Below are 23,934 nucleotides of genomic sequence, written 5' to 3' on the forward strand. Positions count from 1 at the left end.
ATAATTAAATAACAATAAATAACAATAAATAACAATTATGAAATCAATTACAATCAACGGATCTCAAAGAGAAAGCGTGGGCAAAAAAGCAACAAAAGCCTTACGTAATGCTGGTCAGGTTCCTTGCGTACTATACGGAGGAGATAAGCCAGTGCATTTCTCTGCACCAGAATTAGCTTTCTCTAAACTTGTATACACACCAAATGCGCATACAGTTGTGATTGCTTTAGATAATGGCGATAAATTAAATGCCGTATTACAAGACATTCAATTTCACCCAGTAACAGACAGAATTTTACACGTAGATTTCTATCAATTATTCGAGGATAAAGAAATTGCTTTAAATATTCCTGTAAACGTGGTAGGTAACTCAAGAGGTGTTAAAAATGGAGGTGTTTTAAGAAGACCTTACAGGAAATTGCGTATTAAAGCACTTCCTGCTAATTTACCAGATTTTATCGAAGTAGATATTACACCATTGAAAATTGGTGATAAAATCGCAGTAGGTGATTTACCAAGCGATAAATACACTATTCTTCACCCAGATGCAACAGTTGTAGCCGCAGTTAGAACGTCTAGAGTAGCTATTGCAGATGAAGAAGAGGAAGAAGAAGAAGGAGCAGAAGCAGCTGAAGGAGCAGAAACTCCAGCAGCAGAAGGCGCAGAAGCACCAGCAGCTCAAGAATAGAACATATTCTCTAATAAAATATAAAAGCATTCTGACATTTTCAGGATGCTTTTTTTATAATTAAATTTTGGGCGCCCGCCTGCCGGCAGGCAGGTTACCCCAAAGGGGTCGGGCTATTCGTTACAAGTCCTCGCTTCGCTGTGGGCTTTCCACTGCTATCCCTAACGCGGTCAATCCAGCCAGAAATATTTAAAGCAACATGTTTTTGGCATGTTTAATGTATTTTTGCTTCAAAATAAGAAAAGCATGTGGCAGTTTTTGTCAAATTTATTTAAAAATAAAAATCAATTAGAAGAACAAGACCCTATGAAAAAATTTTTGATTGTAGGTTTAGGTAATATTGGCGAGAAGTATGAAAACACACGCCACAATATAGGCTTTAAAGTACTAGATTATTTTGCGAAGCAAGAAGATATAACCTTTACTACTGATAAATTAGGAAACGTTGCAACTTACAAATTAAAAGGAAGAACTTTTGTGTTTTTAAAACCAAGTACCTATATGAACTTAAGCGGTAAGGCAGTTCTGTATTGGTTAACAAAAGAGAAAATTCCTTTAGAAAATCTTTTAGTAGTAACAGACGATTTAAATTTACCTTTTGGAAGCATTCGCGTAAAAACAAAAGGAAGTGATGGCGGACATAATGGTTTAAAAGACATTCAAGACAAATTAAACACAACCAAATATAATAGGTTTAGGTTCGGAATTAGTGATGCTTTTAGTAAAGGTAGACAAGTAGATTATGTTTTAGGTGAATGGACAACCGAAGAAAACGATAAACTTAAAGAACGCCTCGATATAGCAGTAGAACTTATTAAATCATTTGCGCTTTCAGGAATTAATAACACCATGAATGCATTTAATGGTAAATAAAAAAAAGAGGCTTTAAAGCCTCTTTTTTTTATTCTATAATAATTTTTTTAATTGATTGTCGTAAGCCATCACTAACATTTAAAATATACATACCAGATTGTATGTTTTTTAAACGAACAGTTTCTTCAAAATCGCCGCTTTCATCAAATATATTGTTATAAATAACTCTTCCTCTTAAATCAACAAGATCAACCTTTATTTTATTTGTTAAGCTACCATTCAATTTTATAGTAAACTCTCCTTTATTTGGATTTGGATAAACAACAAAATTTTCAAAACCAAATGTGTTTACAGAAAGTGTAGGCATCACATTAATGGCATAATCTTCAACTTCACCATCAAAACCATTTTCACATGAACCTGGTAAACCATCATCTTTATATTTTGTAGAAATTCGCATTACGGTTGTGCCTAAAGCGGCATCATTTGGTATGGTGATACTTAGTGGCGAATTACCAGTTAGTCCATCGGCAACATTAAAAGCATCGCCCAAATCATATTCTTCACCTGCATCAAATTCACAATTATGATTCCAATCTATCCATGCCTTGGTGTTCGTGGTATAGGCGCCATCGCCGGGGTCTGTATTTACACGTACACTTAAACTGTATGAACTATCTCTATTTGCATCGGTTGGAGTTCCGCTGTAATTAGAATAGCCAGAAGGTTTTCCTGAAACTTGCATGATATCGCCAAACTCTACATAAGTTGTACTTGTTTGATAAGTTGTATTTCCGGCAGATGTACAAACACTATTAAAGAAAGGCAAGTCTATCGTTCTGTTTTTAGTTTCAGAAGGTGCAGTACCAATTATATTAATAAAGTAATTGTTTGGCGAAACACCATCTAAATTACTAATGGTTAATGTTACATTACCAGTGGCACTTCGGCTAGTAGGAGAAAAAGTTGCAGTACCACTGCCTGGAATTCCAGAAGCACTAAACACTGTCGTTTCCGTAAAACCGTTTACAGCAAAATAGTCAAAATTATAAACTACAGTAGTTTCATCACAGTTTATAGGTGTTAGAGTTTCATTACCAATAAAAAAATCAGGATTGTTGGAAATAGAAAAATCAAAGTCTGACACGTCGTAGAAAATATTATCTGCAGCTTCAATAAGTATTCTTGCAGTCGCTGTGTCTGAAATGGTTGGTACTACATACGAAAACGAGCCGTCGTTAGGGGTGTTTGAAGCAATGGTTGTTGGAAATGTTAATCCGCCGTCTGTGGATAATTTAATGTTCACTAATTGACAATTAATAGTGCCAACATCAGCTGATTGTCCAACAATCCATTCAATATTTAGTGTTGAACCTTGTGCCCAAGACACCGGATTTACAACTGCAAATGGGTCTGTACTATTTACTGTAATGTCAACAAAATCTACGGCTGTTTGTCCACCGCCATTAGCACCAACAACATCATTATCCCTAACAGTAAGCGCAAAAGTCAAAGTGCGATTAACAGATGGAATTTTTTCCCAAGCCGTAGAGCCACCTGCAGCAATATAATCGGCAAAAACAGGGATATTTCTAACGGGATTAGTTGTGCCTTCAAATGAACGAACTAGTGGACCTGTAGTATTTGTTTCTTCTGGAAGTCCTGCAGGACCAAGATCGTATTGTTCCCAAGTATAAGTATGTCCTGCTGTTCCATCAGGATCAGAGGAGTCGCCAACGAGTTTAAATGCTGTAGAAATTGGTATCGTATAATCTGGCCCCGCATTGGCTACTGGCGCATTATTCGATAGTGTGGTTTGCGTACCGCAGGTACTAAGCCCAGTTGTGATATTATCCCAAATCATTTGAATACTCTTTTGATGAAAATAAGCATCACCGTTAAATTGTATATTTTGAGGAGCACAAATACCCGCATAAGCCATTATTGTTGATCCACTTCCAGGTTCATAAGCGTTATCTGCAGTTCTATTGCCACTACAACTCCCCGCATCTCCATTAAAGGTATGAGGCGCACCAAATTGATGTCCCATTTCATGAGCTACATAATCAATATCATAAGCATCTCCAACAGGATTTGGTGATCCTGTAATGCCCATAGCTTTTCTACTTGCAACACAAGGTGAATTTAAGGAAGCTAAACCACCACCACCTGTACTAAACGTATGTCCAATATCATAACTAAATGGTGTTGAGGTTGCCGCGGCATCAATTTCTTGTTGACTTTCATTAATTAAAGCACTGGCATTATCATTTGAAAAAGAATCCGATAAAATAAATATGATATTGGTATTGTCTACCAAAGTCATTTTTATCGCTAAATCTCTTTGAAAAATGGTGTTTACACGATTCATAGTAACTACCATGGCAGCTAATACAGCTGCTTTTCTATCTTCTACCGAATCAAATCCTGTTAAACCTGCTGCTTCCCAATGAAATTGAGAATATTCTACCGTTGAGGCGAGCGCTAAATTAAACGTTCGTAAAGCGCTGTCGCTAGGATTGTTAAAAGCCATAGCGCTTTTGCTAACGTCTCTAGCAGCAATCATATCATCTGGAACTAAGCATTCAAATTCTTTTTTTAATGCAGGAAGATCGCCTTTGTTATAAACAATATAGGAGTTGTTTTTGGTGTAAGGATCTATAAATTGAGTGCCTTTTTTTGACGACAGAGTCATAGCATGCAACCCTTGTGGTGTGATACTAAAACTAATTATAGATGAAGGGTTCTGAGTGTTTTTTCCAATATAGGTTTTTATATCTGGATGTTTTTCTTGATATGCAGGTTCTAAGATTGAAGATTCTTGAACTTCAAAAGTATCAAAGCCTCCATCACTATTCGGAAATTGGACGGTTTGACTCTGTTTCTTGTTAGATTGTACACTTTTTGAAGCAAATGCCAGCGTATTTTTTAATTGTTCAACATTTAATTGAAAATATACTGATGCGTTTGGTTCAGTTTTTCTCACTACTTTTTTTCCAACTATAGCTTCATCTTTTGAAATTTTAGTCCAAATTTCTTGCTTGTTTTGGGAAAAAGCAGCTGACATTATAAATGAAAACAACAGTAGGTAAAAACAATTTTTCTTAGTAAAAAGTCTCATAGCAATATGGGGTTATTTTTTTAAGGCTTGCTAAAAATAGGCTCTAAATGTATCAATTGCAAAAAATAATGAGTCATTTTAAATTTACATATATTTGTTTATGAAGTATTTTTATGCCTTTTATCTTATTATTTGCTTCGTTTCTTGTAAAGCAAAAAGTAACTTAACCCCAGAGAAAACAGGTGATGTAACGACAATACTGTGCCCTGAAGACGGTGTTTGCACTTTCGAAATTCTAGAAAACTCTGCACTTAAAAATAAAATAGATCATTTAGGAAGTATTTACCCTGAAATTGTTCCAGGCAACACCTTAGTGGCTAAATTTGAATACAAAAAAAATAATGATATTAATTTACAGGATAGTAGTTATAGAGAAGAATTGTACATAGAATTAGATAAAAGCAACCCAGAAATTGAAACGGAAAATTTAAAAAATGAAAATCTGTTTTTTGCGAGATGGTGTTATTGTAAGGGGCAAACGGGTTTTTATAAAATAAATAAAGGGAAATTAAAGGTTGTTAAAATTTCTGAAAAAGACTATCAAATTAATCTCAGTTTTATAATAGATGAAGTACCACAAATTATTAACAAAATAAATTACAATTTCAGTCTACAATAAAGGTTTATTGTTTGTTTTAAAAGACATTATACCTAGTTTTGTTTAAAAATAAAAAGCTTGAAAACAAAGCATAATCTAAATACTTTACCAGATAAACCAACCGTTGTAACCATCGGCACTTTTGATGGTGTGCATATTGGGCATCAAAAAATTATTCAGCGTTTAATAAATACAGGAAAAGAAGAAGGATTAAAGTCTGTAATATTAACATTCTTCCCGCATCCAAGAATGGTTTTGCAAAAAGATTCCAACATAAAATTAATAAATACCATTGATGAGCGCCATGGTATTTTAAAAAATATGGGACTCGATTTTCTAGTCATTAAAAAATTCACACACCAGTTTTCAAGACTTTCAGCTGAAGATTTTGTAAAAGACATTTTGGTAGAAAAGCTTAAAGCAAAAAAAGTTATTATTGGCTACGACCACAGATTTGGAAGAAACAGAAATGCCGATATTAATGATTTAAAAGTTTATGGAGAGGCTTTTGGATTTGAGGTTGAAGAAATTTCAGCTCAAGATATTGACGATGTTGCAGTAAGTTCAACAAAAATAAGGACAGCTATAACTGAAGGCGATATTAAAAAGGCTAACGATTATTTAGGCTATCATTTTATGCTTACTGGTAAAGTTACTAAAGGCAAAGGTTTGGGTAAACAAATAGATTATCCAACGGCAAATATTGAGATTACGGAAGATTATAAAATTATTCCAAAACAAGGTTCTTACATTGTAAAATCAATTATAAGCGATAAACTTGTTTATGGTATGATGAATATTGGTATGAATCCAACCGTTAATGGAAGTATGCAAACCATTGAGGTTCATTTTTTTGATTTTGATAAAGATATTTATGGAAAAACTATTGAGATAGAGTTGCTTGATAGGATACGCGATGAAGAAAAATTCGAATCTATCGAAGCACTTAAACTTCAGCTTGCAAAAGATAAGGAATCGGTATTGAAATTTATTTCAAACCAAAATGCTCAATAAGGCATTATTTAAACATATCGATAATTCTGCTTTAATTGTTTTCAGGATATGCTTCGGCTTACTTTGTTTTTTGGAATCTGTAGGTGCCATATTTACGGGCTGGGTTAAGCGCACTTTAGTTGAACCTGATTTCACGTTTAATTTTATAGGATTTGAATTTTTACAGCCTTTACCAGGAAACGGCATGTATTATTATTACGCCATAATGGGTGTTTTTGGATTGTTTATCATGCTAGGTTACAGGTATCGATTAAGTATGGTAATGTTCACTGTAATGTGGTCTGCAACGTATTTAATGCAAAAATCATCATACAACAATCATTACTACTTATTGATGCTGTTAAGTGGTTTAATGGTATTTCTGCCAGCTCATAAATACGCATCTTTAGATGTTAAATTAAACCCGAAACTTAAGAGTTTTTCCATGCCACAATGGTGTAGTTGGGTAATTATTTTGCAACTTTTTATTGTTTACACCTATGCTTCATTAGCTAAATTTTACCCAGATTGGTTAGATGCTTCAGTTATCAAGCTAATGATGACTGCCAAAAGAGATTATATGCTTGTTGGAGATTTACTTCAGCAAGATTGTTTGCACTATGTTTTGGCTTATGGAGGTATTTTGTTTGATGGTTTAATTGTACCCTTATTGCTTTTCAAACCTACCAGAAAATATGCTTTTATAGTATCAATTTTCTTTCATCTATTTAATTCGTTCATATTTCAAATTGGTATTTTTCCGTATTTAGCGTTGGCATTTTCGTTATTCTTTTTTCCTTCAAGTAGTATTCAAAAAATATTCTTAAGAAATAAACCGTATTACACCTCAGAAACGGTAATCATTCCCAAGTATAAAACACCTCTAATTTTAGGTTTTGTCATTTATTTTATAATTCAAATAGGCTTACCATTAAGACATTATTTTATTGAAGGCGATGTGCTTTGGACGGAAGAAGGCCATCGTTTATCGTGGCGGATGATGCTTCGAGTAAAAAACGGACATACAACGTATTGGGTTCAAAACAAAGAGACTGGAAAACGCATGAATATCAATCTTGATAATTATTTAAGTCCCAAACAAAAACGAACGGCAAGTACCAAACCAGATGTGATTTGGCAATTTGCACAATACTTAAAACAAGATTTTCAAAATAGAGGTGAAGATGTTTCGGTTTATGTAAATAGCAAAGTAAGTGTGAATGGGAAGCCTTATAAAACGCTTATTGATCCTGAAGTTGATTTAGCAAATGTACCCTGGAATGTTTTTAAACATTGCGATTGGATTTTACCCTCAAAAGAAGACTAATTATATATTCAATTCCTTAAATTTGTCGTTTAAATTTTCAAGACATGTTACAAGTTGCTTTTATTAGAGAGAACAAAGAGTTGGTTATAGAGCGATTAGCTAAAAGAAATATTGAAGCTTCGCAATTGATTAATGATGTTATAAATTTTGATGAAGACCGAAGACGACTTCAAACAGAATTAGATAATACTTTGGCTGAATCTAATACCTTATCAAAGGAAATAGGAAACTTATACAAGTCGGGTAATGTTGAAAAAGCTAATCAATTAAAAGAGAAAACAAGCCAATTAAAAGAAACTTCAAAAGATCTTTCTGAAACTTTGAATACAAAGGCGGAAGCATTAAATGAGCTGCTTTATAAAATACCAAATGTTCCTCATGATTCTGTGCCACGTGGAAATTCGGAGCTTGATAATGAAGAGGTTTTTAAAGCAGGTGATATTCCGAAATTACATCTAGGCGCATTGCCACATTGGGAGTTAGCCAAGAAGTACGATATTATAGATTTTGAATTAGGAAACAAAATTACAGGAGCCGGTTTTCCTGTGTACAAAGGAAAGGGGGCTAAGTTACAACGTGCTTTAATTGCTTATTTTTTAGATAAAAACACAGCCGCAGGTTATACCGAATATCAATTACCTCTGTTGGTAAATGAGGCTTCTGGATTTGGTACTGGACAGTTGCCAGATAAAGAAGGCCAAATGTATCATGTAACCGAAGATAATTTGTACTTAATTCCAACAGCAGAAGTGCCGGGAACAAATATATTTAGGGATGTCGTTTTAAACGAAAGTGATTTACCTATTGGTATTACAGGATACACACCTTGTTTTCGTCGCGAAGCAGGTAGTTACGGAGCGCATGTTAGAGGATTAAACAGATTACATCAGTTTGATAAAGTAGAAATTATAAGAGTGGAACATCCAAGTAAATCGTATGATGCGCTTGATGGGATGGTAAACCACGTTAAAGATATTTTAAAAGAATTAAAATTACCATACCGAATTTTGCGATTATGTGGTGGAGACACCTCATTTGCATCAGCTCTAACTTACGATTTTGAAGTATTTTCTACGGCGCAAGATCGTTGGTTAGAAATATCATCAGTATCAAATTTTGAAACCTTTCAAGCCAACCGATTAAAGCTTCGATATAAAAATAGCGAGGGCAAAAATGAATTGGCGCACACGCTTAATGGAAGCGCATTAGCTTTACCAAGAGTATTAGCTGGAATTCTTGAAAACTACCAAACAGAAGATGGAATTCTTGTGCCAGAAGTACTTCAATCTTATACAGGTTTTGAAATTATAAATTGAAGCAATAAGATTACAAATATCTTTATTTGACCACAAAAACATCGATGAAATGCATTTTTCGTATGCTGTTTGACGATTTGAATTAGATTTTCTTGATTATTAAGTATTTATTTTTGAAGTTTGTTCTTCCAAATCTACTTAACCTACTTAATTATGAAGAATGTTAAACGCATTGTATTAATTATTGCATTAATTTTTTTCGCATCCAAAGTTTTATCCTCAGATTTCAATCTGTTCAAATCTGAAAATAAAACATCTACAATTGCGAGTAAATAAAATATTTTTTACAATTAAATAAGATTTTAGTAAAATAGTCGTTCTTATGTATAATAAGAAATAAAGACTGTCCCCAATCGAGTTTTTAATTAGCGAGTAGTTAATAGAAGATAATTTTTGGTTGGTAAGTGCCCAATTTATATTGGGCACTTTTTTTATAAATATCTAGAAATAACATGCGTTTGTGTTTAGAATCGACTCAATACTAAATATACTTCTATAAATACGTGACTAGCATGTTAAAAATTTCATATTAGAACAAGTTCAACACCTTACATTTGCTATATTTACGCTATGCGATATCTTTTAATTTTATGTTTATTAGTTTCGGGTATTTTGTATTCGCAAAATCCTACGCTTGCCGATGATTATTTTGAAAAGGGTGAATATAAAAAAGCCTTAATTGAATATCAGAAATTGCACGCAGAGTCAACTTCAAACATTACCTATATCAACAAAATTATAAGCACGCATCAACAATTGGAGCAGTACGATGAAGCTGAAGGTTTTATTGTAAAACTCATGGAGCGAATTAATTATCCCGCATTTTTGGTAGAACTTGGATATAATTATCAACTTAATAACAATCCTGATAAAGCAAGCGAATATTACCAATTGGCTATCTCAAAAATAGACGAAAAGGCTAGTCATGTTTTTGGTATCTCCCGTAGTTTTCAAAATCATGCATTATTAGACCAAGCTGTAATTGCTTTTGAGAAGGCCGCTAATTTAAATCCGAATTATAATTTTAGTGTCCAGCTTGCACAAATCTATGGAGAGCAAGGTAATATGGAAAAGATGTTTCATAGTTACATAAACTTTGCAGAATCCAATCCACGTGTTATAAGAGATGTTAAGAGAGCATTAAATGATTTTATTACTGAAGATAGTTCTAATGAAAATAACATACTGTTTAGAAAAATTCTGCTTAAAAAAATGCAGGAAGAACCAAATATATTATTGAACGAATTATTAAGCTGGTTATTTATTCAGCAGAAAGATTACAAAAAAGCATTTACTCAGGAAAAGGCCATTTATAAAAGACAACCAGAAAATTTAAACAGAATAGAAGAAGTAGCACTAATGGCTTCAAACGACAATGAAAATGAAATTGCAAGAGAAATTTTTAATTTCATTATAGATACGTCTCAAGATGCCGAAACCAAACTTGAAGCTCATAAAAATGTTATCGATATAGATATTAAAGAAAGTTCGAAAACAAATTATAATACCATCAAATTGAAATTTGAAGACTTGCTGAAAGAATTTGGGAATACGCCTGAAACATTAGAGTTACAGATAGCTTATGCGCATTTTTTAGCATTCTATTTAAATGAAACACAAGACGCTATTAATTTCTTAGAAACCAGTTTAGAATTGCCACTTGCCTCTATAGAAAAGGCACAAATAAAACTTGAGTTAGGTGATATTTTAGTATTGCAAGAGCAATTTAATAAGGCCTTAATTTATTACACACAAATACAGCGTAATTTAAAAAACAGCACCATTTCGCAAATGGCGAGATTTAAGGTTGCTAAGGCTAGTTATTATAAAGGGGATTTTAAGTGGGCCGAATCGCAACTAAAAATTTTAAAAGCATCAACATCACAACTTATTGCTAATGATGCTCTTGATTTGAAACTTTTAATAACAGACAACAAATATGAAGATTCACTTCAAACAGCTTTAAAATTATATGCTAAAGCCGATTTATTATCATTTCAGAATAGAAATCAGGAAGCAATTAGTTTATTAGATAAAATTTTAGATGAACATAAAACGGAGCCAATTGTTGCCCAAGCGCTTTACAAACAAGCGCAATTGTTTGAAATGAATTCGGAATTTGAAAAGGCAAAAGCAAACTACGAGGTAATTATTGAAAATTATAGAGAGGGTATTTTAATTGATGATGCCAATTTTCATCTAGCAGAAATTTATGAGAAGTATTTAAATCTTCCAGAAAAAGCAAAAGCCTTGTATGAACAAATTATTTTTAATCATGCCGATAGTATTTACTTTGTTGAGGCTAGAAAAAGATTTAGAGCCTTACGTGGCGATGCTATAAATTAATATGAATATTGCAACTACAGAGCGGTTACTCATTAAAAAATTCAATTTAGAAGACGCTGCTTTTTTAAAAGATTTAGTGAACACGCCAAATTTTTTAAAGTTCATAGGTAATAGAAATGTTAATACCCTTGAAGACGCTAAAGCCTATATTAAAAAGACTCATTTTAAAAGTTACGATGCACACGGGTTTGGGTTTTATAAATTAATTTTAAAAGAAACTAATTTGCCTATTGGGACCTGTGGATTGGTAAAAAGAGATGAATTAGATGATGTGGATATTGGGTTTGCTTTTTTAGAAGATTATGAAAGAAAAGGCTACGGATTCGAAGCTTCTAAAGCCATAATAAAACTTGCTAAAGAACAATTTAACCTAAATAAATTATTAGCTATTACTGTGCCGTATAATACAGGCTCAATAAAATTATTAGAAAAACTAGGATTTACTTTCGAAAAAAAGATAAAACCTTTTGAAGATGATGAGGAACTACTGTTATTTGCAAAAACATTAAAATAAATATGATTATATATAACGTAACTGTAAATATTGACGAATCCATTCACGACGAATGGCTCACTTGGATAAAAGAACATATTCCTCAAGTTTTAGGTACAGGGAAATTTGATAAAGCTACCTTATCTAGAGTTTTAGTAGAAGAAGAAATGGGAGGTGTTACCTATTCTGTTCAATACCGTTCGTATTCTAGAGAAGCTTTAGAGGCATACTATCGAGAAGACGCAGATAGATTACGTACTGAAGGACTTAAAAAATTTGCAGATAAAATGTTGGCTTTTAGAACCGAGCTTCAAATTGTGGATGAATACACGGTAAACTTTAAGTAGTTTATTTTTGAAACAAACGGCAATTTAAATGGCGACTCTTAACTTTAAAAAATAAAACCAGTGTCAAACCAACATCAAGTAAAAGCTAAAAAACATTTAGGACAACATTTTTTAAATGACGAATCAGTAGCTGAAAGAATAGCCGATTCACTCACGCTAAAAAACTACAAAAATGTTTTAGAAATTGGACCTGGTATGGGAGTGCTAACCAAATATTTGCTTAAAAAAGATATTAAAACCTACGTCATTGAAATTGATACCGAATCGGTTGAATACTTGCAATCCAATTACTTAAATTTAGCACCAAGAATAATAGAAAAAGATTTTTTAAAGTATAATCTAAAAGAAACTTTTAAAGAAGAACCATTCGCCATTATTGGTAATTTCCCGTATAATATTTCAACACAAATAGTATTTAAAACTTTGGAAATGCGCGATCAAATCCCTGAATTCTCTGGGATGTTTCAAAAAGAAGTTGCGCAACGTATTTGCTCTAAAGAAGGCAGTAAAGTGTATGGTATTCTTTCGGTTTTAACTCAAGCATTTTATGATGCAGAATATTTATTTACGGTGCCGCCAAATGTTTTTAACCCGCCACCAAAAGTGGATTCTGGAGTTTTAAGGCTTACCAGAAAAGCAGATTACACATTACAATGTAACGAAGCTCTATTATTTAAAGTTGTCAAAGCGGCATTCCAACAACGCCGAAAAACAATGCGTAATAGTTTAAAAACATTCAATTTATCCGATAATTTAAAAGCAAATAGTATATTTGGCAAGCGTCCAGAACAATTAGGTGTGCAAGCGTTTATTGAACTCACGCAATTAATTGAAAACGACCAATATTAAATATAGTTACAATTGGTAAATATTTTAGTGTCTAAATCTCATCGAGCCCTGTTATATTGATGCAAGAAGAAAACGAAAACATACAATTTCAGCTAACCGACGAACTCGTTGAGCAAGTTGAGTTGCTTATCGAAGAACAAAACGATAAAGCACTCAAAAAACAACTTGATGCGTATCACTATGCCGATATTGCCGAAATTCTAGATGAGCTCAATCTCGATAATGCCATTTATATCATAAAACTTCTAGGTTCTGAAACTACTTCAGATATTTTAATGGAGTTGGATGAAGACAACCGAGAAAAAGTCTTAAAAAATCTTTCAGCAAAAGAAATAGCCGAGGAAGTAGAAGAGTTAGATACCGATGATGCTGCCGATATTATTGCTGAATTATCCGAAGAGCGTCAACAAGCAGTAATCGATCAAATTGAAGACGAAGAGCACAAAGCCGAAATTACCGAACTTTTAGCTTATGACGAGGATACTGCTGGTAGTTTAATGGCTAAAGAGCTGGTAAAAGTTTACGAGACTTGGACGGTTGCAGGTTGTATGCGCAGAATTCGTGGTCAAGCTCAAGAAGTAACACGTGTGCATTCCATTTATGTAGTAAACAAAGAAGAAAAACTTATTGGGAGGCTGTCGCTAAAAGACTTAATTGTAGCTAAAAGTGAGCAAAAAATATCAGATTTAGTAAAAGTAAATGTTGATTATGTAAATGTTAATGATGATGTGGAAGACGTTGCCAAAATCATGGCAAAATACGATTTAGAAGCTATTCCTGTAGTTGATGATAACAAAACACTTCTAGGAAGAATTACCATTGATGATATTGTTGATGTTTTAAAAGAAGAAGCCGATAAAGATTACCAAATGGCTGCAGGTATTACTGGCGATGTCGAGGCAGACGACAGTATTTTTGAACTTACTAAAGCCCGTTTACCTTGGCTATTTTTAGGTTTAGTTGGAGGTGTTGGCGCCTTTTTAATTATGGAAGGATTTGAGGGGCTTTTTACAGGTAAAGCTGTTATTTTATTCTTTTTCACACCATTAATAGCAGCTATGGCAGGAAACGTAGGGGTACAATCTAGTGCCATTATTGTGCAAGGTTTAGCCAACGATGATGTTCGCGGAAGCGTCAATAGCAGATTAATAAAAGAAATGTTGCTAGCTGCCCTAAACGGTTTTATCCTAGCTATATTTTTATTTTTATTTGTTTGGGCTTTTAAAGGTGAAATAATCACTGCCTTAGCCATTTCTATATCCTTGGTTGCAGTAATTATAGTTGCAGGACTTATTGGTACTTTCGTACCATTATTTTTGAATAAACGCGGTATCGACCCAGCTATTGCAACAGGACCTTTCATCACAACTAGCAACGATATTTTAGGAATATTACTCTACTTCTGGATTGCTAAAACGATTTTAGGAATTTAAAAATCCGACGATCAAGAATAAGCAAGAGACTTATAAAAATTTATCATTATTTGGGCGCCTGACTGCCGGTAGACAGGTTACCACAAGGGTCGGGCTTTAGGCTACAATCTTTTTGATCGTGTCTCACAAAAAGGATTTTCACTTCAATCCCTAACGCAAAAACATTGTATTTTTGTAACTTAATAAATTCAAATGAAAATACTGCACCTCGATAGCAATCATCAATTATTAATAAATCAATTAAACGATTTAGGATATACAAATCATGAAGATTACAAGTCGTCAAAAGAAGTTGTAGAAGCAACTATTCATGAGTACGATGGCATTGTTTTAAGAAGCCGTTTTACAATAGACCAACAATTTCTCGACGCAGCAATAAACCTAAAATTTATAGGTCGCGTTGGTGCAGGGTTAGAAAATATAGATTGCGACTACGCACATAAAAAAGGAGTGTATTTAATATCGGCACCAGAAGGTAACCGAAACGCTGTTGGCGAGCATACTTTAGGCATGCTTCTATCACTTTTCAACAAACTTAATAAAGCCGACGCTGAGGTGAGAGGTGGTAAATGGTTAAGAGAAGATAATCGCGGAATAGAGTTAGATGGCAAAACGGTAGGCTTAATAGGCTACGGCAATATGGGTAAGGCATTTGCAAAAAAATTACGCGGTTTTGATGTGGAGGTACTTTGTTACGATATCAAAGAAAACGTTGGTGATGCCAACGCAAAACAAGTTACACTTCAAGAATTTCAAGAAATAGTAGATGTGGTTAGTTTGCACACACCGCAAACACCACTCACATTAAACATGATTAATGCATCTTTTATTAATCAAATTAAAAAACCATTTTGGTTTTTTAATACCGCTCGAGGTAAAAGTGTAGTGACCTCAGATTTGGTTTCAGCTTTAAAATCGGGTAAAATATTGGGTGCCGGACTCGATGTTTTAGAATATGAGAAAGCATCTTTTGAAAGTCTGTTTTCTTCAGAAATGCCAGAAGCATTTCAGTATTTAATCAATTCAGAAAACGTATTACTTACGCCGCATGTCGCAGGTTGGACTATTGAAAGCAAAGAAAAACTAGCTCAAACCATAGTTGATAAAATTAAAGCAAAATTTTGTTAATTTTAATACATGAAGAAAACCATTATTGTTTTTTCATTACTAATTTTAGCACTACTTGTTCTGTTTCAATTCATTAAGTACACGTTAGTTAGTGGCGATTTACAAACCGAATATGTCATGGCAATAATTGCCATTATATTTTTCGGTATTGGGATATTCATTAATAAAAAGGCTCAAAATAAACAACAAACTTCAGTTAAAAAGGAGATAAATTATAAAAAAATTGAAGACTTAGGTTTAAGCAAACGAGAGTACGAAGTGTTGCAACAAGTAGCTTCGGGCTTGTCTAACCAAGAAATAGCCGACAAATTATTTGTTTCAGAAAGCACTATAAAAACACACGTTTCTAATGTTCTTGTTAAGCTAAATGCAAAACGGAGAACGCAAGCTATTCAAATTTCAAAAGCTCTAAATATCATTTAATTCACACTTTTAATACTAAAGTAGTAGCAATTTAGTACTTTAGTATGAGCTTCAATTCTTTCCATCGCACTACTTTTGGTTAACTAATCAAAGTAAAATAAAATGAAAAAAACGGTTATAAAGTTCGGACTTCTAGCTTTTTTAAGTGGGTTTATATTATTTGGGTTGCCCTTCTTTTTAGGCATGGGCGTAGATTATGACTATGGCGAACTTATTGGATACACCGCCATGGTTCTCTCGTTACTGTTTGTTTATTTCGGAATCAAACATTACAGAGATAAAGAAAATAATGGTAAAATAAGTTTTAGAAAAACCATATTAATTGGTATGCTCATTACTTTCGGATCAGCAGTTGGGGTGGCACTATTCGATTATATTTATACTTCACAGATTAATCCAGACTTTGCTAGCGAGTATTTGGAGTATTCTATAAATAAAATGCAAGAAACTTTATCTGCTGAAGAAGTAAAGGTTAAAGCAGCAGAGTTAAAACAACAAATGGAAGATTATGGGAGCCCAGGATTTATGGCGTTTATGATGTTTGCTTCGGTAGTTATTCTTGGTTTTATCATCACATTAATATCAGGTTTAATTTTGCAACGTAAATAATAGAGGCATGCAGTACAAGGCAACATCACCAGAAGATTATATTAATCAAGTTCCAGAAGAACGACAAGACACCCTTAAAAAGCTTAGAAAAACAATAAAAGATAATTTACCTAAAGGGTTTGAAGAAGGCATTCAATATGGTATGATTGGGTATTATGTACCACATTCAATTTATCCAGATGGTTACCATTGTACACCTTCAGAACCATTGCCATTCATGAGTTTTGCATCACAAAAAAACTCTGTCAACTTATATCACAGTGGTATTTACGCAAATCCCGATATGTATAAATGGTTTGTGAATGAATACCCAAAACATTCTTCGCTTAAATTAGATATGGGTAAAAGTTGTATCCGTTTTAAAAAAATTGAAGCCATTCCTTTTGATTTAATTGCTGAATTGACTTCTAAAATGACAGTTGAAGATTGGATTGAATTGTACGAAACTAACATTAAAAAGAAATAACATGACACTAGGAGCATTTTCAATAAGTTTAAGTGTAAAGGACCTAAAAACCTCAAAAGAATTTTACGAAACTTTAGGGTTTACAGTATTTGCAGGTGATATGAGTATGAATTATCTAATAATGAAGAATGATAAAGCGCTTATTGGTTTATTTCAAGGTATGTTTGATAATAATATTATAACATTTAATCCAGGTTGGGATGAAAATGCTAACAAGCTTGAATCTTTTGATGATGTGCGAGACATTCAGAAACATTTAAAAGATCATAAAATTAAGCTTGTTAATGAAGCAGCTGAAACCACAACAGGTCCTGCGAATATTGTTTTGTATGATCCAGACGGGAATACCATACTTATTGATCAACACGTTTAAAAGCATTTATTGATGAAAATAAGAGTTACAGGAATAGGCGGATTGTTTTTTAAAACAAAAGATCCAAAAACTACAAAAGAGTGGTATAAAAAGCATTTAGGATTTAACACTGATGATTACGGATGTACTTTTTGGTGGAAAGATGAAAACGGAAATAAATGCTCAACACAATGGAGCCCTTTTCCAGAGGATACTAAATACTACAACCCTTCTAAGAAAGATTTTATGTTTAACTATCGTGTTGAAAATTTACGCGAATTACTCAAGATATTAAAAAAAGAAGGTGTAACTATTGTTGGTGAAGTAGAAGAGTACGAGTATGGAAAATTTGGCTGGATTTTAGATAACGACGGCAATAAAATTGAACTTTGGGAACCTATAGACAGTGCTTTTTTGTAAATTCGATTTTCGTAAAAAGTAACTATTGAATTATTTAGAAATACTACAATCCTATCAATTAACTGCAATACAATGGTTAGCCATAAGTTTTGCGGTTTTTTTATTAGGCTTATCTAAGTCTGGTATTAAAGGCATTGGGATTATAATCGTTGTTATTTTAGCCTTCGTTTTTGGCGAAAAGGCATCAACAGGAATTTTACTTCCAATGCTTATTGCTGCGGATATTTTTGCTGTTATTTACTACAACAGACATGCACAATGGCACATTATTAAAAAATTAATCCCGTGGATGATTGTTGGTGTTTTAGTGGGTGTTTGGGTTGGTAATGATATTTCTGAAATGGTTTTTAAAAGGCTTATGGCCATAATTATTATCATTTCAGTCCTTATTATGTTTTACACAGAACATAGAAAGTCCAATAATGTTCCACAGAACAAACTATTTGGTATTATTACAGGCTTTTTAGCTGGTTTTACAACAATGATAGGCAATCTAGCTGGCCCCATTTCTAATATTTATTTTCTCGCCATGCGATATCCAAAAAACGAGTTTATAGGAACCGCAGCTTGGTTGTTTTTTATCATCAACGTGTTTAAATTACCCTTCCATATCTTTGTTTGGAAAACAGTAACATACCAATCTTTGGTTTTAAATTCAGTCTTAATTCCCGCAGTAATTATTGGTTTTTTTTTAGGGGCTTATATTGTAAAGCTAATCTCTAATGTAAATTATAGACGTTTTATTTTGGTTGTTACGGCTCTTGGAGGCATTATTATGCTTTTTAAATAGTAACAAATATGTATCTGTGTAACAAAATGTTAATTTAAATGACTTATAAGTAAAGGAGTTTTTTATTAACTTTATAGTCTAACCAAAATTATTACAGAATGGCTGATGAAAAAAATTTAAGCGACGATTTAAACGATATGTTGGGCGACGCTAAAGAAGGCGCAAAAAAAGCGGCGAATAAAGCTGAAGACTTAGCAGGAGAAGCTAAAGAGAAGGCAAAAGAATTTGCAAATGAAGCAAAAGAAACAGCTTCGGAATTTACAGAGGGTGCAAAAGAAGCATTTGATAAAGCCTCGGGAGAAAATAAAAAAATTCTTGCAGGCGTTTTAGCCATTTTATTAGGAGCCTTAGGTATTCATAAATTTATATTGGGGTATAATAAAGAAGGTATTATAATGCTAATTGTTACTTTAGTAATTGGAGGTTTTACCTGCGGAATGGGTGTAGGTTTAATGGGTATAGTTGGACTTATAGAAGGTATAATTTATTTAACTAAATCAGACGTTGAATTTTATAACACCTATCAGGTAGGTAAAAAGCCTTGGTTCTAATTGAACAACTTAAAAGAAAAAAAGCCAAAATTTATATTTTGGCTTTTTTTATTAAAACAGAAGTTGTTTAGTCTCCTTTGTTTTCTAACTTTCGTTCTAATTCTGCTTGAAATTCTTCCATAACAGGTTTTACCGTGCTTTCAGGAAGATCGGCAATTCTTATATACATCAATCCATCAACCGAATTATTGAACAACGGATCGACATTAAACGCTACCAAACGCGCATTTTGCTTGATGTATTTTTTTAACAAAACAGGTAGTCTCAACGCACCTGGTTCTATTTCATCAATAAATTTATCAAACTTATTTAAATCTGCTTCAGCTTCATCAAAAACAAAATCTTTATCTGCATCTTTTAGTTTTACCTTAAATTCCTTTTTAGGATGCACGTATTGAGCTATGTACGGATCGTAATAATGTGATTTCATAAATTCTACCATCAAAGATTTTGAGAAGTTTGAAAACTGATTGCTAATACTAACACCTCCAATTAAATATTTATGTTCAGGAAAACGTAAAGTGGTGTGAACAATACCTTTCCAAAGTAAAAATAAAGGCATTGGTTTTTGTTGGTATTCTTTAATTATAAATGCACGACCCATCTCTATAGATTGGCTCATCATTTTATGCAATTCGGGTTCAAACCTAAATAAATCTTGCAGGTAAAAACCATCAATACCATAGCGTTCATAAATTTGAGAACCTAACCCCATTCTGTAAGCGCCGGCAAGCACATTATTTTCGTTGTCCCATAGGAACATATGGTGGTAATAATTATCAAAAGCATCCAAATCTATAGCTTCATTGGTGCCTTCACCAACTTCTCTAAAGGTAATTTCTCGCAACCTTCCTATTTCACGCAGGATATTCGGAATTTTTTCGGCTTGTGCTAAAAACACTTCGTAATTTTTACTTTGTAGTAGCCTTGAATCATTTTCTCTAAGGGCGTCAACCTCTTTGGTCATTAACCCATTTTCAACGGGTGTTACTATGTTTTTAGGTGCTTTAGGTGTTTTTAAACTCGATGAAATATTATCTAGTATTTTTGGTTTATCTTCAAATGCATTCGATAACATATAGGTTTTACGTCTTAAAAATTCGGTAAAATCTTCTAGTGTATTGTGTTCTTTTTGGTCGGCAACAGAAATGGGTTTTCCAATGCGTACTCTGATGGTTCGCCTTTTTTGAGTTAATAATTCTGAAGGTAATTTAGCGGTTCTAAACGTATCGCTAATTTTAGAAAGCTTGTAGAATAATTTACTGTTTTTGGCGTGAAAGTAGATTGGAACAACGGGCACCTCCGCTTTTCTTACTAGCTTCATGGCAGCTTCTTCCCAAGGTCTGTCTACCACCAACTTACCATCTCTGTAAGTTGAAACTTCACCAGCTGGAAAAATACCTAGAGGATGTCCATCTCTTAAATGTAGTATGGCACTTTTAAACCCAGAAAGACTAGATTTCACATCTTTTCTATCTTCAAAAGGATTAACAGGCATGATATAAGGTTTCAATGGCTCAATTCTATGAAGTAAAAAATTGGCTATTATTTTAAAATCTTTGCGTTGCTCTAGCATTAATTTCAAAAGTAAAATACCATCAATACCACCTAGTGGATGGTTAGAAATAGTAATGTATGGGCCTTCTTTTGGTAAGCGTTTTAAATCTTCATCGGGAATTTCAAATTTAATTTGAAAATCGCCTAGTATACCATCTAAAAAAGGAATTTCACTAAGGTGTTTGTTGCGCTTGTATATTTTATTTAATGTAGATATTTTAAGAACTTTCATTAAAAGCCAACCAATAAACGTGCCTATAAAGCCATATTTATCGAGTTGAATAGCTTTTGCGACTTCTTTTGCATTTACCAATCCTATATCTTGTGGTTTACTCATGAGTGTAAATGTACTAAATAAACTATTTAGTTATAATTTGAACAGTTTCTTGGGTTAATTGTTTAAGCAATACGGTTTTACCTTTTTCAATTTGATTTATTGCCGATTGATTATAATGACGAATCGTATAAAGCGACACGTTTTTATGACTATTCACCTTAAATTTTGCTTTTAATTGCTGTAACAATTTATCCAAATTATTATAAATATTATCAACACATACAGAAAAACTAATGGCCGAATTTTGAATAACATCAACTTTCATCTTATACCTATGTAAGAGTGTAAAAATTTCGCTGATATTTTCTTCTACTATATAAGAGAAGTCTAATGATGACAATGAAATTAAAACCTGGTTTTTTTTCACTATAAAACAAGGTATCATAGGTTTTAAAGTTACATTTTTACCAATTTGTGTGCCTGCAGACTCAGGGTTTAAAAATGATTTGACATACAATGGGATTTCTTTTCTTTGCAGAGGCTGTAACGTTTTTGGATGAATTACCGATGCACCATAAAATGCCAATTCTATGGCTTCTCGATACGATATATTTTCTAATAACTGAGCATTTTCAAAATATCTAGGGTCTGCATTTAAAACCCCAGGAACATCTTTCCAAATGGTTACTTGTTCTGCATTAAGGCAGTAAGCATATATGGCTGCCGTATAATCACTACCCTCTCTACCCAGCGTTGTGGTGAAATTATTATCGTCGCTTCCTAAAAAACCTTGGGTGATATTTAAAACCGATTTATTAAAATTTGATGAAATAAGTTTTTGAGTTTCAGCCCAATTTACATTTGCGCGTCTGTAATAATTATCAGTTTTTATATGATTTCGAACGTCTAACCAAGTATTTTTTATGTCAATAGAATTTAAATATTCACTGATTATGGTGGTAGAAGCTAATTCTCCAAATCCTATAACTTGATCGTATACAAAATTATAATCAGGCGATTTATTAGATTTAAAAAACCCATTTAATTCGTCAAATAAATCATTTACTTTTTTAAAGGCTTGATGGTTAACATTCTCGAATAAATCTAGTAGAATTTCATTATGAAATTTTTTTACTTCCTGAATAGCACTTTGTAATTCGGTTTTGTTTTCAAAATAATTTTTAATGACACCCTCTATAGCATTGGTAGTTTTTCCCATTGCAGATACTATAATTAAAGTGTTTTTATGTCCTACTTTTTTTAAAACAGAAGCTAAATTTTTTACACCTTTAGCATCTTTAACAGATGCTCCACCAAATTTAAAAACTTGCATATGATACCAATTTTTACTTATTTAATTAATATTATCGGTATTATAGTTTTGCCACATAATTTTTTATACCTGCCTCGTCTAGCCAAACAACATCCCAATCTCGTAATACTTTGGCGCCTTTTTTTTCGTAAAATGCGATGGCACTCTCATTCCAATCAATCACTTCCCAATTGATGCGTTTAACACCTAAATCGTAGCTGTATTTTACAACTATATCTAATAAGGCAGTTCCTAACCCTGTTCCTCTCATGGCCTGACTTACTATTAAATCTTCAAGATGGATAATTTTTCCTTTCCATGACGAATAACGATTATAAATTAGAGCTATACCTTCAATTTTAGAATTTACAGTTGCAACAAAACAATGAAATGCAGGCTGTTCTCCAAAACCATCTTCTTCCAAGTCTTTTACAGTAACTTCTACCGCATCTGGTTCTTTTTCAAATATTGCTAATTCCGTTATTAATTCTAAAACGGCAGGCATATCTTCTTTCTTGGCATTTCTTATTGTGAAATTCATATTTTATATAATTATTTCAAATATAGTTTAAACTTCATTATTTAGAACCGTTATATTAACTGAAAACGTTGAAATCTCCTATTTTTTTATAATATTTGTATTATCTAAAAAACCAAAGATATGGCCCATAAAAAGCAAACCTTAGGAGAGTTTATAATTGAAAATCAATCGTCATTCCAGTATTCTTCTGGTGAATTATCTAGCCTTCTTAATTCATTAAGATTAGCTGCAAAAATTGTAAACCATGAAGTTAATAAGGCGGGTTTAGTTGATATTATAGGGGCTGCAGGAGATACGAATATTCAAGGTGAAGACCAGCAAAAATTAGATGTTTATGCGAATGAAAAGTTTATTCAAACGCTTACAAAGCGAAATATTGTTTGTGGAATTGCTAGTGAAGAGGAAGATGATTTTATAAGTATTAATAGTCAAGATGAAAATCATCAAAACAAATATATTGTACTCATTGATCCATTGGATGGCTCTTCTAATATTGATGTTAATGTATCAGTTGGTACTATCTTTTCAATTTATAGACGTGTAACACCAGTTGGCACACCTGTTTCGTTAAAAGATTTTTTACAAAAAGGAGATGCACAAGTAGCTGCTGGTTACATTGTTTATGGTACTTCTACTATGTTGGTTTACACTACTGGTGATGGCGTAAATGGTTTTACCTTAAACCCAGCAATAGGTTCATTTTATCTATCACATCCTGATATGCAATTCCCTGAGGATGGCAATATATATTCTGTGAATGAAGGAAACTATATTCATTTTCCTCAAGGGATAAAAAATTATATAAAATACTGTCAGAAAGAGGAAGAAGATAGACCTTATACCTCGAGATATATTGGATCATTGGTATCAGATTTTCATAGAAATATGATTAAAGGCGGAATTTATTTATATCCACAGAGTTCTAAAAATCCAAATGGTAAATTACGTTTGTTATATGAATGTAACCCAATGGCGTTTTTAGCAGAACAAGCTAATGGATTAGCAAGTGATGGGTATGCCCGAATTATGGAAATAGAACCAACTGAATTGCACCAACGAGTGCCATTTATTTGTGGAAGTAGAAATATGGTTAAAAAAGCAGAAGAGTTTATGACTGACGCTCTGAAATAAATAGAGACGAATAAAAAAAAGCGAACTAAACAGTTCGCTTTTTTTTATTTATA

General features: G+C 32.9%; 24 protein-coding genes. 20 read left to right on the plus strand and 4 right to left on the minus strand.

What is annotated here, in order from left to right; all coding sequences use genetic code 11:
• Positions 1–37 precede the first annotated feature (37 nt).
• The gene (locus BUA46_RS07860) at positions 38–688 is read left to right on the plus strand and encodes a 50S ribosomal protein L25/general stress protein Ctc (protein ID WP_019386807.1); all 651 of its coding nucleotides are present in this window, start codon (positions 38–40) and stop codon (positions 686–688) included.
• Positions 689–934: 246 nt separating this feature from the next.
• Positions 935–1,561 (plus strand): aminoacyl-tRNA hydrolase, encoded by a 627-nt coding sequence (pth, locus tag BUA46_RS07865; protein ID WP_019386806.1) that lies wholly within the window; start codon positions 935–937, stop codon positions 1,559–1,561.
• Positions 1,562–1,589: 28 nt separating this feature from the next.
• On the opposite strand, the gene BUA46_RS07870 is transcribed toward pth, so the two are convergent.
• Positions 1,590–4,568, minus strand: a complete 2,979-nt coding sequence (locus BUA46_RS07870) for a reprolysin-like metallopeptidase (RefSeq protein ID WP_019386805.1) — start codon at positions 4,566–4,568, stop codon at positions 1,590–1,592.
• A 154-nt stretch (positions 4,569–4,722) separates the two neighbouring features.
• Between BUA46_RS07870 and BUA46_RS07875 the strand changes: the two genes are divergently transcribed.
• From BUA46_RS07875 to BUA46_RS07955, 17 genes are all read left to right on the plus strand, one after another.
• Positions 4,723–5,241, plus strand: coding sequence for a hypothetical protein (locus BUA46_RS07875; RefSeq protein WP_019386804.1), 519 nt, complete (start codon positions 4,723–4,725; stop codon positions 5,239–5,241).
• Between the two features lie 57 nt (positions 5,242–5,298).
• On the plus strand, positions 5,299–6,234 hold the full coding sequence (locus BUA46_RS07880) for a bifunctional riboflavin kinase/FAD synthetase (RefSeq protein ID WP_019386803.1): 936 nt from the start codon (positions 5,299–5,301) through the stop codon (positions 6,232–6,234).
• Complete coding sequence (locus BUA46_RS07885; RefSeq protein WP_019386802.1) at positions 6,224–7,540, plus strand: HTTM domain-containing protein; 1,317 nt, start codon at positions 6,224–6,226, stop codon at positions 7,538–7,540. Before BUA46_RS07880 ends, BUA46_RS07885 begins: the two co-directional genes overlap by 11 nt.
• A gap of 44 nt (positions 7,541–7,584) precedes the next feature.
• Positions 7,585–8,856 carry a serine--tRNA ligase gene (gene serS, locus BUA46_RS07890; RefSeq protein ID WP_019386801.1) on the plus strand — a complete coding sequence of 424 codons (1,272 nt, stop codon included), beginning with the start codon at positions 7,585–7,587 and terminating at the stop codon, positions 8,854–8,856.
• A 570-nt stretch (positions 8,857–9,426) separates the two neighbouring features.
• Positions 9,427–11,202: a tetratricopeptide repeat protein gene (locus tag BUA46_RS07895; RefSeq protein ID WP_019386800.1), complete on the plus strand. Its 1,776-nt coding sequence runs from the start codon at positions 9,427–9,429 to the stop codon at positions 11,200–11,202.
• 1 nt (position 11,203) lies between these two features.
• Positions 11,204–11,716 (plus strand): GNAT family N-acetyltransferase, encoded by a 513-nt coding sequence (locus BUA46_RS07900; RefSeq protein WP_019386799.1) that lies wholly within the window; start codon positions 11,204–11,206, stop codon positions 11,714–11,716.
• 2 nt (positions 11,717–11,718) lie between these two features.
• Positions 11,719–12,042, plus strand: coding sequence for a DUF4286 family protein (locus tag BUA46_RS07905; protein ID WP_019386798.1), 324 nt, complete (start codon positions 11,719–11,721; stop codon positions 12,040–12,042).
• A gap of 60 nt (positions 12,043–12,102) precedes the next feature.
• Complete coding sequence (gene rsmA / locus BUA46_RS07910) at positions 12,103–12,891, plus strand: 16S rRNA (adenine(1518)-N(6)/adenine(1519)-N(6))-dimethyltransferase RsmA (RefSeq protein ID WP_019386797.1); 789 nt, start codon at positions 12,103–12,105, stop codon at positions 12,889–12,891.
• Positions 12,892–12,950: 59 nt separating this feature from the next.
• Entirely contained in the window at positions 12,951–14,324 is a 1,374-nt protein-coding gene (mgtE, locus tag BUA46_RS07915) for a magnesium transporter (RefSeq protein ID WP_019386796.1), read from the plus strand.
• Between the two features lie 192 nt (positions 14,325–14,516).
• Positions 14,517–15,452 (plus strand): 2-hydroxyacid dehydrogenase, encoded by a 936-nt coding sequence (locus BUA46_RS07920; protein WP_019386795.1) that lies wholly within the window; start codon positions 14,517–14,519, stop codon positions 15,450–15,452.
• Positions 15,453–15,461: 9 nt separating this feature from the next.
• Entirely contained in the window at positions 15,462–15,875 is a 414-nt protein-coding gene (locus BUA46_RS15295; protein ID WP_019386794.1) for a response regulator transcription factor, read from the plus strand.
• Between the two features lie 102 nt (positions 15,876–15,977).
• The gene (locus tag BUA46_RS07930) at positions 15,978–16,484 is read left to right on the plus strand and encodes a DUF4199 domain-containing protein (protein ID WP_019386793.1); all 507 of its coding nucleotides are present in this window, start codon (positions 15,978–15,980) and stop codon (positions 16,482–16,484) included.
• Positions 16,485–16,491: 7 nt separating this feature from the next.
• Positions 16,492–16,950: a DUF1801 domain-containing protein gene (locus tag BUA46_RS07935; RefSeq protein WP_019386792.1), complete on the plus strand. Its 459-nt coding sequence runs from the start codon at positions 16,492–16,494 to the stop codon at positions 16,948–16,950.
• Between the two features lies 1 nt (position 16,951).
• On the plus strand, positions 16,952–17,323 hold the full coding sequence (locus BUA46_RS07940; protein ID WP_019386791.1) for a VOC family protein: 372 nt from the start codon (positions 16,952–16,954) through the stop codon (positions 17,321–17,323).
• A gap of 12 nt (positions 17,324–17,335) precedes the next feature.
• Entirely contained in the window at positions 17,336–17,722 is a 387-nt protein-coding gene (locus BUA46_RS07945) for a VOC family protein (RefSeq protein ID WP_019386790.1), read from the plus strand.
• A gap of 25 nt (positions 17,723–17,747) precedes the next feature.
• Positions 17,748–18,512, plus strand: coding sequence for a sulfite exporter TauE/SafE family protein (locus tag BUA46_RS07950; protein WP_019386789.1), 765 nt, complete (start codon positions 17,748–17,750; stop codon positions 18,510–18,512).
• Positions 18,513–18,610: 98 nt separating this feature from the next.
• Positions 18,611–19,063 (plus strand): NINE protein, encoded by a 453-nt coding sequence (locus tag BUA46_RS07955; protein ID WP_019386788.1) that lies wholly within the window; start codon positions 18,611–18,613, stop codon positions 19,061–19,063.
• A gap of 67 nt (positions 19,064–19,130) precedes the next feature.
• On the opposite strand, the gene BUA46_RS07960 is transcribed toward BUA46_RS07955, so the two are convergent.
• Genes BUA46_RS07960 through BUA46_RS07970 form a run of 3 tightly spaced genes read right to left on the minus strand, consistent with a single transcriptional unit; the run spans position 19,131 to position 22,750 of the window.
• Positions 19,131–20,957 carry a GNAT family N-acyltransferase gene (locus BUA46_RS07960; RefSeq protein ID WP_019386787.1) on the minus strand — a complete coding sequence of 609 codons (1,827 nt, stop codon included), beginning with the start codon at positions 20,955–20,957 and terminating at the stop codon, positions 19,131–19,133.
• 22 nt (positions 20,958–20,979) lie between these two features.
• Positions 20,980–22,230: an aspartate kinase gene (locus BUA46_RS07965; protein ID WP_019386786.1), complete on the minus strand. Its 1,251-nt coding sequence runs from the start codon at positions 22,228–22,230 to the stop codon at positions 20,980–20,982.
• 40 nt (positions 22,231–22,270) lie between these two features.
• Complete coding sequence (locus tag BUA46_RS07970; protein WP_019386785.1) at positions 22,271–22,750, minus strand: GNAT family N-acetyltransferase; 480 nt, start codon at positions 22,748–22,750, stop codon at positions 22,271–22,273.
• Between the two features lie 120 nt (positions 22,751–22,870).
• Between BUA46_RS07970 and fbp the strand changes: the two genes are divergently transcribed.
• Positions 22,871–23,881, plus strand: a complete 1,011-nt coding sequence (gene fbp / locus BUA46_RS07975; protein WP_019386784.1) for a class 1 fructose-bisphosphatase — start codon at positions 22,871–22,873, stop codon at positions 23,879–23,881.
• Positions 23,882–23,934 lie beyond the last annotated feature (53 nt).

This window comes from Algibacter luteus, assembly GCF_900141715.1.
GTDB lineage: Bacteria > Bacteroidota > Bacteroidia > Flavobacteriales > Flavobacteriaceae > Arenitalea > Arenitalea lutea.

What these genes read in the sequence shown, in the direction of transcription:
- BUA46_RS07940 (WP_019386791.1), top strand. Translation starts at nt 16,952, where the DNA reads ATGACACTAGGAGCATTTTCAATAAGTTTAAGTGTAAAGGACCTAAAA.
- BUA46_RS07870 (WP_019386805.1), bottom strand. Translation starts at nt 4,568, where the DNA reads ATGTCAGCTGCTTTTTCCCAAAACAAGCAAGAAATTTGGACTAAAATT.
- BUA46_RS07900 (WP_019386799.1), top strand. Translation starts at nt 11,204, where the DNA reads ATGAATATTGCAACTACAGAGCGGTTACTCATTAAAAAATTCAATTTA.
- BUA46_RS07970 (WP_019386785.1), bottom strand. Translation starts at nt 22,750, where the DNA reads ATGAATTTCACAATAAGAAATGCCAAGAAAGAAGATATGCCTGCCGTT.
- mgtE (WP_019386796.1), top strand. Translation starts at nt 12,951, where the DNA reads ATGCAAGAAGAAAACGAAAACATACAATTTCAGCTAACCGACGAACTC.
- serS (WP_019386801.1), top strand. Translation starts at nt 7,585, where the DNA reads ATGTTACAAGTTGCTTTTATTAGAGAGAACAAAGAGTTGGTTATAGAG.
- fbp (WP_019386784.1), top strand. Translation starts at nt 22,871, where the DNA reads ATGGCCCATAAAAAGCAAACCTTAGGAGAGTTTATAATTGAAAATCAA.
- BUA46_RS07885 (WP_019386802.1), top strand. Translation starts at nt 6,224, where the DNA reads ATGCTCAATAAGGCATTATTTAAACATATCGATAATTCTGCTTTAATT.
- BUA46_RS07960 (WP_019386787.1), bottom strand. Translation starts at nt 20,957, where the DNA reads ATGAGTAAACCACAAGATATAGGATTGGTAAATGCAAAAGAAGTCGCA.
- BUA46_RS07935 (WP_019386792.1), top strand. Translation starts at nt 16,492, where the DNA reads ATGCAGTACAAGGCAACATCACCAGAAGATTATATTAATCAAGTTCCA.
- BUA46_RS07905 (WP_019386798.1), top strand. Translation starts at nt 11,719, where the DNA reads ATGATTATATATAACGTAACTGTAAATATTGACGAATCCATTCACGAC.
- BUA46_RS07920 (WP_019386795.1), top strand. Translation starts at nt 14,517, where the DNA reads ATGAAAATACTGCACCTCGATAGCAATCATCAATTATTAATAAATCAA.
- BUA46_RS07895 (WP_019386800.1), top strand. Translation starts at nt 9,427, where the DNA reads ATGCGATATCTTTTAATTTTATGTTTATTAGTTTCGGGTATTTTGTAT.
- BUA46_RS07955 (WP_019386788.1), top strand. Translation starts at nt 18,611, where the DNA reads ATGGCTGATGAAAAAAATTTAAGCGACGATTTAAACGATATGTTGGGC.
- BUA46_RS07965 (WP_019386786.1), bottom strand. Translation starts at nt 22,230, where the DNA reads ATGCAAGTTTTTAAATTTGGTGGAGCATCTGTTAAAGATGCTAAAGGT.
- BUA46_RS07875 (WP_019386804.1), top strand. Translation starts at nt 4,723, where the DNA reads ATGAAGTATTTTTATGCCTTTTATCTTATTATTTGCTTCGTTTCTTGT.
- pth (WP_019386806.1), top strand. Translation starts at nt 935, where the DNA reads ATGTGGCAGTTTTTGTCAAATTTATTTAAAAATAAAAATCAATTAGAA.
- BUA46_RS07930 (WP_019386793.1), top strand. Translation starts at nt 15,978, where the DNA reads ATGAAAAAAACGGTTATAAAGTTCGGACTTCTAGCTTTTTTAAGTGGG.
- BUA46_RS15295 (WP_019386794.1), top strand. Translation starts at nt 15,462, where the DNA reads ATGAAGAAAACCATTATTGTTTTTTCATTACTAATTTTAGCACTACTT.
- BUA46_RS07860 (WP_019386807.1), top strand. Translation starts at nt 38, where the DNA reads ATGAAATCAATTACAATCAACGGATCTCAAAGAGAAAGCGTGGGCAAA.
- BUA46_RS07945 (WP_019386790.1), top strand. Translation starts at nt 17,336, where the DNA reads ATGAAAATAAGAGTTACAGGAATAGGCGGATTGTTTTTTAAAACAAAA.